Raw genomic sequence first — 10,856 nt, 5'->3', positions numbered from 1 at the left:
CAAGGCCGCCGCAGCCGATGACTGCAACGGTGCTTTTTAAGAGCCGGAGCTGGTCTGCAGGGGTGATAAGGTTTTGATTTCTCTGATAACGGACAGGTGTGAGGCTGAGCTTCAGGATCGCTTCCTCAACTTCGGCGTATGTCAGGTGAAACTGTTGGGCAGCACGGGATTGCATATCCCAGGCAATGGTGCCCCCCTGTGCCCCCGCAAAAAGGAATGTTGTCAGGTCGTCCAGTTTATCCACCTCCGATGGGCGGGAAGATGGCCAGCGTGTCGCTGTCATGAAGTTCGTCACCTGTTTTTGCATGCCGGCCATTGACGAAGATAAGGGCTGCCTCCTTTTCGCTTATCCCCAATGCCCGAACAATATACCCGATGGTAGTGCCAACAGGATATTCCCTTTCTTCCTCATTGAACCGTCCCTGCCTGAGGGTGGCAAATAGCTTCACCGTTACGTGCATAGATCAGGATACCACATCTTTTTGCCGGACCACAAAGATCCGTATCAGATCGTGCCCCATATTCTTCAGGATCCCGGTAACATCGTTGCCTGAAACCGGTCTGTCACCAGGGAGTATCAACCTGCATCCTGTCCGGAGATCAACTGTCATAAGGGCGATAAACTCCGCAAGATTATCGGACCGGACATAGATCCCTCTCTTGAAAAAGTGCGGACCCAGCTCGATCATGACGAGATTAAATAGTTTGACCTCAATGAAGCCCTCATGCCGGACATCGGCGACTTCTTTTTCGCGATAGTTAATGGCGCTCCGGAGTGATGCGTATACCCCTTTTCGCCGCATGGAGGCACCTGCCAATCCGGGCATTGCCGCGGAAAGGGAAAGGGTTGACCCATCATGAACAACGGCGGCGCGAAGATCATCAACGGGCCGACCATTGAGAAATATCGTACTCAATCGTTCCTCAACGTACCTTTTTTCGATGCCCATCTGTTCAACGAGCAATTCTTCAAGGGAACAGCCTGTTTGAATCCTGATAAAAAAACCTCGCTGCAGGATCTGAGAAAACTCTTTAAAGGCCTGCTGCGAGACGATGAAAGTAATTGTTGCTGTCGATATCGTATCCGGCATCACTTGTTTAGCCTTACCAAATCCTGATTCATAATAATTGCCCTGATCCGCGACGTATAAAAAGGGAGAAAATTGAATGGCAACCTCTCCCTTTTTAGCTGATTTATATACTATTTTCGTGCACGTTACCAGTTGAATACCATATCCAGCTCCTCATCGGTAACCTGGAATTTCACGTTGTGAGGCGGCAGGGATTCTCTCCTGAAAAATAGGGGCAGACGGTCTTGGAGGTGTGAGAAACCTGCACGCTTGTTGAAATCCCGCTCAGTTGTGAGTATCATCTTACCCAATCCCGCTACTCCTTCGGCGGTTAGTTCAAGTCCATAAAAGGCATTCAACATATCGAGAAGGGCCTGGAATGTCTCCGGCTGATCAAGGATCGCGAAGGCGATAAAGAGGCACATGCCGGTGGAGTCTACCGCCGCGGTGGCAATCTGGAGGTTTCTGGAAAGCTCAATCTGGCCGGCGGGCTTCAGAGGATCCACATCACCGCCTACCTTCAGGATGTTTGTCGCCACGGCATATCCTGCGGTATGGTCTGCCCCCATGGGACTTGTCGCGTAGGTGACCCCCATGCCCTGGACCGCACGCGGGTCATAGGCAGGCAGGGCCTGACCTTTAACAACAGGCACCTTTTCAACACCGAAGGCCTTACCTGTTACCGCAGCTCCGCTTCCGATGATATGTCCCAGGGGCGTGCCTTTCCCAACCTCTTTGATGAGGTTTATTGCCCCGTCCGCGTCGCCGAACTGTATGAGACCTCCATCCATGGCTACCCCGATCGCTGCCCCCATCTCTATGGTATCGAGACCGATGTCGTCATCGAGAAAATCGAGCATGGCGATCTTATCGGGGTCATCGATCCCGCAATTTGCGCCGTGTGCCCAAACGGTCTCGTATTCCGGCTGCTTGCTGATAAAATGGCCGTCTTTATCATTGTAAACACCCGAACAGCGGATCACACATCCCCTGTGACAGCCGTGCGTAGCGAGGCCGCCTCGTTTCGTTTCAAGCTCAGCGTATGTCTCGCCGCTGATCTTCGCCACACCATCGAACCTTCCCTGTTTGAAATTGTATGTGGGATATCCGCCTGCTTCATTGATAATGTTTGCGAGGACGTTAGTACCGTATGAGGGGAGCGCCTGTCCTGTGACGGCATGCGTGCGGAGCCCTTCGACGAACTTCATGTTTGCCGCCCTGAACTTTTCAGGGTCTTTGGGCTGACACATCGGCAGATCGGTATCGTCTACGATAATGACCTTGACCCCCTTGGAGCCCATAACAGCGCCAACGCCGCCCCGTCCTGCGTGACGGGTCGGTCTCAGTTCCATGTCAGTGAATGCTACAGATGCCGCCGGCAATCGCATCTCACCGGCCTGGCCGATAGATATGCAAGCGACCTTATCGCCGAATTCCCCCTTTATCTTCTCAACAACCTGGTAGTTGCTCAACATCTTCAGGCTCTTATCCTCGGAGATCTTCACCCCGTCTTTGTTGATGAGGATCTTGTAAAGACTGCCGTCTTTCGGCTTTCCCTCAAGGACGATTGCCGCATAACCGAGTCTTGCCAGCATCTGGGACGGCTGCCCTCCTGCGTTGGCTTCCTTTATCCCGCCTGTGAGAGGGCTTTTGCAGCCCACAGAGACCCTCCCGGACATGGCGGCAATGCTTCCGCTCAATAAACCCGGCGCTATGACGAGTTTGTTTTCCGGGCCAAGGGGATGACATAAGGGATCAACCTCTTTTGCCACGATGGATGATGTAAGTCCTCTCCCGCCAAGACCTGCGTATGCACCAATAGGAGATGCAGTTGCTTTAGGACCCCCTTCGGCCCCCATATCGATCCTTAGAATTTTATCCATAACTATCCCCCTTTATTTTTTAATAATTTATACATAAAGTATATACCGGCTTATGTTTTTTGCAACCGGAATAATGACATGATAATAAGGCGTATGGCTAAAATCCTAAGATGTAACCAATAGTAACCAAAAATAACCAATAATGATGCAACTGATGGTGAAAACCGTATATCGTAGTTCGTATATCGTATATCGAGAGGATAACAAAAAAAACCGTGAGGTGAGGAGAGGATAAGAAGATGAGAAAAACAGAAGGCAATACCCCGGAAGGTTGTAATGAGATGAACCGGAATTTAAGATATACTATATACGATATACGATATACTATTATCTATCAGCCGACAGCTGAACCTGATTATTTCCCGATGCAGAATTTGTGGAATATTTCGTTGAGTATGTCGTCGGTGAAGGTTTCGCCGGTTATTTCTCCGAGATGGTGAAGGGCCTCACGGAGCTCAAAGGCTATAAATTCGAGTGGTTCCTTATTTTTTCTGCATTCTATTGCACGTTCGATATTATCTTTTGCCTCTGCAAGGGCATTCTTGTGGCGCATGTTTGTGATAAGTGTTTTGTCAGGTCTTCTGTTGTTGCCCATGAGCCCCGCATAGATAGATCCTTTCAGTTTTTCAAGGCCAACGTCTTTCAGGGCCGATATCTCAACCCATTGAAGTCCTTTTGACACTAATTCTTTTATATCTATTGCCTGAGGAAGGTCGATCTTATTGAGCGCGACAACAAAATGGTTATCCCGGATCTCCCGGTAGACCTCGTCGTCCTCTTGTGAATAGGCCTCGGAGCCATCGAGGACCCAGATAATAAGGTCCGTCTCGGATATCTTCCGCTTCACCCTCGCAATGCCTTCCTGCTCAACGATGTCCGAAGGTGTCCTGATCCCGGCGGTGTCTATGATCTTTACCTTGATGCCCTTTATGTATATCGTGTCCTCTATCATGTCCCTTGTCGTGCCCGGAACAGGGGTCACGATAGCCCGCTCTTTCACGAGAAGGGCGTTGAGAAGACTCGATTTTCCCACATTTGTTTTGCCGGCGATGAGGACATCCAGACCCTGTTTAATGGCCCTCCCCTCTTCATAGGATCCGATAAGGGCTTCCATGTCCCTTTTTGTTTTTTCAAGGACAGAAAAAAGATCTTCCTCGTTAACATCGACGTCTTCTTCGGGGAAATCAATGAGCGCCTCTGTATTGGCAAGCGTTGTCTGTATAGCCTTTTGCATCACGTGGATCTTCCCGGAAATGGCGCCTTTCAGATAGTTGAAGGCACACCGGAACTCTTCGTCAGTTTCGCTCTGTATGATATCGAGGACTGATTCTGCCTGGAGGAGGTCTATCCGCCCGTTGAGAAAGGCGCGTTTCGTAAATTCACCGGGTTCCGCGAGCCTTGCGCCGGACTTGATAATGAGGGAGAGGATATTCTTCTGGGTTACGTAGCCGCCATGGGCATATATCTCGGCTGTGTCTTCCCGCGTATAGGTTTGTGGGGCTTTCATGAGGACAGCGAGCACCTCATCCAGTGTCGCATTGTTCTCAGGTTCGACAATGTCGCCGAGATAGAGCATACTGGGCAAAAAGATCCCACGCTGTTTTCTGGGCCTGAATACCTGTTTCAGTATTGAATGGGCTTTATTCCCGCTTATCCTTATTATGCCGATGCCGCCCTCGCCGGGAGGGGTGGATATGGCGCATATGGTATCAGCGTCTTCCATGGTGCAGATGTCCGGTCGGGGAGATAATAACCTTCTTGGTGTGCCCTTCACCTTCACTCTTTGTGGTAACGTTTTTATTGTGTTTGAACAGGGTGTGTATGATCCTTCGTTCATAGGGATTGAGCGGATCTGTTTTTATCCGTCTGCCTGTCCGTTTTACCTTGTCTGCAAGCCTTTTTGCCATGACCGTGAGGGCGTTTCTTTTCTTTTCCCGATATCCGTTGATATCGACGAGGATCTTCAGGTTCTGTTTATATTTTTTTGCGATAGCAAGTTTCAGTATGTGTTGCAGCGCCTCAAGCGCTTCACCGTCTTTTCCTATCAGGACATCGCCGTCGTCACACTGGATAAGAAAGAGGATCCTCTCTGTTTTTTCATTTGCCTCTGTTGTTTTAATATTAAATGTAAGACCTGCAAACCGGCCCAGATCCTGAAGGAGTTGTTTACCGTAATCTTCAGGTGTTGTTTCTTTTTCACGTATTTTTGCCGTTATCCTGACCTTCTTGCTGCCGAGCAGACCGAGGATACCTTTTGTATCTACTTCTGTTACTTCAATGTCGAGGTCCTTCTCTTCGGTATTCAATGCAAGCGACGCCTTTTTAACCGCTTCCTCATAGGTCTTCCCTTCAACCTCAATAGCATCCATGTTGCCTCCTACGTCACCTTTTTGTTGATGTAATATTGCTGACCGATGGAAATAACGTTATTCACAAGCCAGTACAGAACGAGGCCTGCCGGGAAACCCCAGAAGAGAAAGGTAAAGAATATCGGCATGAAGAGCATCATCTTTTCCTGTAACGGGTCAACGCTTGTGGGGGTCATCTTTTGCTGTATGACCTGTGTGACCCCCATGATCAACGGAAGAATCCTGACCGGCACCGTGAATCCTATGCCGGGGATAACAAAGGAAAAGAGATCTTCAGGCGCTGAGAGGTCGTTGATCCACCAGAAGAAAGGGGCATGGCGGAGTTCAATAGCCCCTGAGAGTGCCTTGTACAGGGCGAAGAATACGGGGATCTGGATGACCATCGGCAGGCACCCTCCCATAGGGTTGACCCCTCGTGCCTTATAGAGACCCATCATCTCCTGGTTCAGTTTTTGTTTGTCGTTTTTGTATTTTTCTTTCAGTTTCGCGACAAGGGGCTGTAGCTTCTGCATCTCCTTCATGGATTTGAAGCTCTTGACGCTTAAGGGGTAAAAGAGGATCTTGATGAGGATCGTCAGGATGATAATATCGATGCCATAGTTATGGGTAAACCTGTATGTAAAATTCATGAACAGAATGAGAGGTTTGGCGATGATATCAAACCAGCCGAAATCGATGATCTTCTCGGCCCTGACATTGAGGCTCTTGAGAACATCTGACTGCTTCGGGCCGAAAAAGAGCTTTCCGGAGAGCATCCCTTTGTCGGGTGACAGCTTGATAAAGGGTGTGCCGTTTTCTGTTTTATAGATGCTGAGAGGGGGCCTGGAACCCTCTTCGGGTATCCAGATGAAGGCAAAAAAGCCATCGTCGAATCCCGCATATGTATAGTTTTTATTGAAGTCCATGGTCTTTTCTATCTTCTCGATCTGCTCAAGTTTTTTTCCATTATATACAAAAGGGCCTTTGAATACGTAACTCGATTCGTTCTTACCGGAGATAATGGCGAACTCGATGGCAGTCTTATCTTTATCAGATACTTCGAATTCGGTCTTCATATCAATAAGGTAATTGTCGGGGTGGAATGTATATATCTTTCGGACCTTTTTCCCGTCCTCGAGGGTACCTGTAAATGTAAGGGTCTCAGGTTTGTCCTGAATCGTGATGTTCTCCCTGTCCGGTTTGAAATAAGTGCGGTCATCTACGGTCTGGTTGTTGATTGAACTGGATATCTTGGGGATATAGATGAAAGGCTTTATATCTTCTATGATCTCTTTGTTCTGAGGGCCCTTGACGGTTTCTTTGTATTTTTTGAGCCGGACGCTGCGTATGCCGCCGCCAAGGTCGGTGAGAGTTACCTTCAGGTAGGGCGTCTCGACAAAAACATCCCTGGGATCCCTTTTTTCAATCCTGGCAAGGGTCTTTCCGGGTTTTTTTGCAGGCGCGGGAGCTGCTTCGCTCTTTGTTGTCTTTTCTGCTTTTTTTACATCTGCGTCCTTAGACTGAGGTGTTTCTTCTGTTTGTGTAGCTGCCGTAGTCTGGGGCTGCTTTGGCTGTTGTTTGGGGGCAAAATACGTCTGAAAGAAAAACAGAATAACAACCGTTAAGACTAACGCTATGATGGTCCTTTTTTCCATTCACTACCTCCGTCATTTCACAGGGTCGTATCCGCCGTGGCAAAAGGGGTTACACCGGATAATCCTTCCAAGCCCTGACCAGAGACCTCTCAGGATACCTTTCCTTTCGATCGCTTCCACCATATAATGTGAGCAGGTTGGATAAAATCTGCATTGAGTGGGGATATATGGCGAGATGAGTACGCTATATGAATGTATGATAAATATAATGATTTTTTTCATTACCCGGTTTTTCTAATAATCCCGCCTGCTGAGCAGGTGTTTCAGTTCTTTGCCCGCCTCATCCAATGTCAGCTTCAATGGCATCTGTTTCACTTTTATCAGGTTGTCGGAATGTTCCACAAATATATCCTTGTTGAGTCTGAAGAACTCTTTCGCTAATCTCCTCATCCTGTTCCTTACCGCTGCATTCCCGGTCTTTTTTCGAATAGAAATGGCTATCTTCCGAGTGGATAGGGTATTTTTATGTATCAGGAGTATAAAGTTGTCTGTTTCCGAGTATCGTATCCACCTTGTGCCTCGAAAATCTCCCTTTTTCAACCGCTCGTCTTTTGTTAAGGTTAAAGCCATTCTCTTTTTCAAGTAATAAGGAATGATGGGCTAAAACTATTCCACTCTTAAGTCAGACGGTGAGGCTCTTTCTACCTTTTGCGCGCCTTCTCCTGATTACTTCTCTTCCCGAAGCAGTCCTCATCCTCACGAGAAAACCATGCGTTCTTTTCCTGCTTTTGTTGTGAGGCTGGTATGTCCTTTTCATTCTTTCACCTCAGTAGTCGTTTGAAGTTATTACTTAACCATACAATGCTGAATAATGTCAATAATTACCGAACTACAGCTATCAGCTATCAGCTTACAGCAATCAGCTTGAACACCTGTAAGGCGTGAGGCGTGATAGGAAGGGCTGAAGGACGAGGGACGTCCGCTGCGCTTAAGACGAGGGACGAATATCGAAGCACTATACAAATTCAAATGTTCAAAATAGTCAATAGTCATTGCGAGCGCAGCGTGGCAATCTCATTCAATTGATCATATTCTATGAGATCGCCACGTCGCTTCGCTCCTCGCGATGACCGACAAATGATATGCCTTACGCCCACGGGTTTATCTGAGCTGAATGCTGATAGCTGACGGCTGGTTGTTTTAGCTCTTGATTTTTTTGAAAAGTCCATGTTAAATTCACTGGATTCAATCAATTCCACATAGGATCGTCGAAAGGAGTTCACAATGAAAAAGTATGAGCCTGATGCCATAAGGAACATAGGTATTTTTTCTCACGGGGGTGAAGGCAAGACGTCGATCGTTGAGGCCATGCTTTTTCTTGCAGGAGAAAACAACAGGCTCGGAAAGGTTGATGACGGTACATCTCTTATGGATTACGAACCTGAGGAGGTTGAGAGGAAGATCACGATTTCCTCATCTCTCGCCTGTTTTGAGTGGGCCAAACACAAGATAAACATGCTTGATACCCCGGGCGATGACAATTTTATATCCGATGCAAAACTCTGTATGCGTGTCGTTGACGGTGCAATTATCGTAGTGAGCGCTGTTTCCAGCGTAAAGGTCCAGACAGAAAAGGTATGGCAGTATGCCAATGAATTTTCAATACCTGTCTCGGTCTTTGTCAATAAGATCGACAGGGAAAGGGCGGATTTTGAAAGGACCGTTGAGGATATCAGGAAGAATTTCACAGACAAAAACTGTCTTATCGTTCAGTTGCCCATGGGAAAGGAAGAAGATTTCAAGGGTGTAGTCGACCTCCTTACCATGAAGGCATATGTTTACAAGGATGATATGTCCGGTGGTTTTGAGATAACGGAGATACCCGGGGAATATGAGGGTGAAGCAAAAAAACACAGGGAAAAACTTGTTGAGATAGCGATCGAGATGGAAGATGAGGTGATGGAGCGATATCTGAATGGGGAAGAGGTAAAGGATGAAGAGGTTGAGCGTTGTCTGAGGGCTGCCATATGGGCAGGGAAGATCGTGCCGATCATGTGCGGGTCTGCCGCGAAGAATATCGGTATCCAGGTCCTTCTTGACAGCCTCGTGAAGTATTTCCCGCCGCCAACATTCAAAAAAGAGGTGGAAGGGATCGATCCGAAAACAGGCAGCACAGTGAAACGCGAGATGACGGCCGATAAGCCGTTCAGCGCCCTTGTATTCAAGACCATCACAGACCCCTTTGCCGGGAAACTGACACTTTTCAGGGTCTACTCAGGAGAGATCCATCCTGATATGACTGTCCTCGATATCTCAAAAGACGAGAAAGAGAGGATCGGCCAGGTATTTTCTCTTGTGGGAAAGAAACAGAAACCCGCAGGTTTTGCGTCGGCAGGCGACATTGCCGTTGTGGCAAAACTTAAAGAGGTGGGTACCGGCGATACGATCTGTGATGAGAAGGCGCCTATCAAGTACGAACCGGTAGCCTTACCTAATCCGCTTATATCCTTTTCGCTCCATCCAAAGGCAAAGGGAGACGAGGATAAATTGAACACCTCCCTCGCGCGGCTCATCGAGGAAGACCAGACAATACGGTATTCGAGAGAGGAGCAGACAAAAGAGTTTATCCTGTCAGGTATGGGGCAGGTCCACATTGAAGTGGTGGTAGAGAGGATGAAGAGGAAATTCGGCGTGGAAGTGGAGTTGAGAGAGCCGAAGGTTCCCTATAAAGAAACGATCAAAGGGACCACAAAGGTACAGGGAAAATACAAGAAACAATCAGGCGGCAAAGGTCAATACGGTGATACGTGGCTTGAGCTGGGTCCTCTGCCGAGAGGCGCAGGTTTTGAATTTGTTGACAAGATAGTAGGCGGGGCTATCCCGAGGCAGTACATACCGGCAGTCGAAAAGGGCATCGTTGAGGCTATGACACAGGGAATGCTCGCAGGCTTTCCGGTGACGGACTTCAGGGTAACGCTTTATGACGGGTCGTACCACGATGTCGATTCTTCAGAGATGGCATTCAAGATAGCCGCATCAATGGGTTTTAAAAAAGGCATGGAACAGGCACAGTCAACCCTCCTTGAGCCGATTATGAAGATGGAGATCATAGTGCCTGATGACAATATGGGTGATGTGATGGGTGATATGAATTCCAGGAGAGGCAAGATCATAGGCGTAGAGACAAAAGGGAGCAACCAGGTTGTGAAGGCGGCTGTCCCTATGGCCGAGGTATTAAAATATGCCCCGGACCTGAGGTCTATGACAGGCGGGAGAGGGACATTTACTATGGAATTTTCCCATTATGAAGAGGTGCCGGCGCACATTGCCCCAAAGATCATAGAGGCCGCCAGGAAGGAAAAGGAGCAGGAGAAGTAAAACAGATAGAGGATAAGAAGAGCAGAAGTTAAGAGGAGCAGAGGATGAGAAGGCCTGAAAAGACCCCACATGGAGGATTATGTTTTTTGTTTTTCTCACCCTCTTACCCTCTTACCTTCTTATCCTCTTATCTTCTCACCCTCTCACCTTCTGGTTTTTAATGAAGGCCGTCATACAGCGTGTTAAGAGCGCATCGGTTGAAGTCGACGGAAAGATCGTAGGACAGATCGGACGTGGCCTCCTCGTCCTTCTCGGTATCGGCCAGGGTGATACTGAAGAGGATATACGGTGGATGGTTGAAAAGATCATCAATCTCAGGATATTCGAAAAAGAGGACGGGAAGTTTGACGAATCACTCCTTGATATCAGGGGGGAATTGCTCGTTGTCTCCCAGTTTACCCTTTACGGCGATGCTTCGAAGGGAAGACGTCCTTCATTTTCGGACGCGATGGGGTCAAAGGAGGCCCGTGAGCTTTTTGAGGTCTTTGTAGAAAAGGCGCGGGAAAAGATAGAAAAGGTTGAGACCGGTATATTCCAGGCCTCCATGGATGTCCACCTCGTCAACGAGGGACCGGTGACGCT

The 10,856-nt window shown here is 48.2% G+C and carries 12 protein-coding genes; 2 read left to right on the top strand and 10 right to left on the bottom strand.

Annotated features, from left to right (window positions below):
- From PHU49_02950 to rpmH, 10 genes are all read right to left on the bottom strand, one after another.
- Positions 1–283: hypothetical protein (locus PHU49_02950; protein ID MDD5242955.1), on the bottom strand; the 283-nt coding region annotated here is incomplete at its 3' end.
- Positions 237–461 carry a MoaD/ThiS family protein gene (locus PHU49_02945; protein ID MDD5242954.1) on the bottom strand — a complete coding sequence of 75 codons (225 nt, stop codon included), beginning with the start codon at positions 459–461 and terminating at the stop codon, positions 237–239. The genes PHU49_02945 and PHU49_02950, both read right to left, overlap by 47 nt.
- Positions 462–464: 3 nt before the next feature.
- Positions 465–1,091 carry a hypothetical protein gene (locus tag PHU49_02940; protein MDD5242953.1) on the bottom strand — a complete coding sequence of 209 codons (627 nt, stop codon included), beginning with the start codon at positions 1,089–1,091 and terminating at the stop codon, positions 465–467.
- A 125-nt stretch (positions 1,092–1,216) separates the two neighbouring features.
- Positions 1,217–2,953, bottom strand: a complete 1,737-nt coding sequence (locus tag PHU49_02935) for an aldehyde ferredoxin oxidoreductase C-terminal domain-containing protein (protein ID MDD5242952.1) — start codon at positions 2,951–2,953, stop codon at positions 1,217–1,219.
- A 355-nt stretch (positions 2,954–3,308) separates the two neighbouring features.
- Positions 3,309–4,676 carry a tRNA uridine-5-carboxymethylaminomethyl(34) synthesis GTPase MnmE gene (gene mnmE / locus PHU49_02930; protein MDD5242951.1) on the bottom strand — a complete coding sequence of 456 codons (1,368 nt, stop codon included), beginning with the start codon at positions 4,674–4,676 and terminating at the stop codon, positions 3,309–3,311.
- Complete coding sequence (locus PHU49_02925; GenBank protein MDD5242950.1) at positions 4,663–5,322, bottom strand: Jag N-terminal domain-containing protein; 660 nt, start codon at positions 5,320–5,322, stop codon at positions 4,663–4,665. The genes mnmE and PHU49_02925 overlap by 14 nt, the downstream gene beginning before the upstream one ends.
- An 8-nt stretch (positions 5,323–5,330) precedes the next feature.
- Positions 5,331–6,956: a membrane protein insertase YidC gene (gene yidC, locus PHU49_02920; protein MDD5242949.1), complete on the bottom strand. Its 1,626-nt coding sequence runs from the start codon at positions 6,954–6,956 to the stop codon at positions 5,331–5,333.
- Between the two features lie 12 nt (positions 6,957–6,968).
- On the bottom strand, positions 6,969–7,178 hold the full coding sequence (gene yidD, locus PHU49_02915) for a membrane protein insertion efficiency factor YidD (protein MDD5242948.1): 210 nt from the start codon (positions 7,176–7,178) through the stop codon (positions 6,969–6,971).
- A 12-nt stretch (positions 7,179–7,190) separates the two neighbouring features.
- Entirely contained in the window at positions 7,191–7,526 is a 336-nt protein-coding gene (gene rnpA, locus PHU49_02910) for a ribonuclease P protein component (protein ID MDD5242947.1), read from the bottom strand.
- A 52-nt stretch (positions 7,527–7,578) separates the two neighbouring features.
- Entirely contained in the window at positions 7,579–7,713 is a 135-nt protein-coding gene (gene rpmH, locus PHU49_02905; protein ID MDD5242946.1) for a 50S ribosomal protein L34, read from the bottom strand.
- A 467-nt stretch (positions 7,714–8,180) separates the two neighbouring features.
- Between rpmH and fusA the strand changes: the two genes are divergently transcribed.
- Together fusA and dtd are read left to right on the top strand one after the other, a co-directional pair.
- On the top strand, positions 8,181–10,274 hold the full coding sequence (fusA, locus tag PHU49_02900) for an elongation factor G (protein ID MDD5242945.1): 2,094 nt from the start codon (positions 8,181–8,183) through the stop codon (positions 10,272–10,274).
- A 79-nt stretch (positions 10,275–10,353) separates the two neighbouring features.
- The coding region (gene dtd, locus PHU49_02895; protein MDD5242944.1) for a D-aminoacyl-tRNA deacylase at positions 10,354–10,856 on the top strand (503 nt) is incomplete at its 3' end.

This window comes from Syntrophorhabdaceae bacterium (genome assembly GCA_028713955.1).
Lineage (GTDB): Bacteria > Desulfobacterota > Syntrophorhabdia > Syntrophorhabdales > Syntrophorhabdaceae > UBA5609.
Note: the sequence above shows the minus strand (reverse complement) of the source record. Positions and strands in the feature narration are given on the sequence as shown.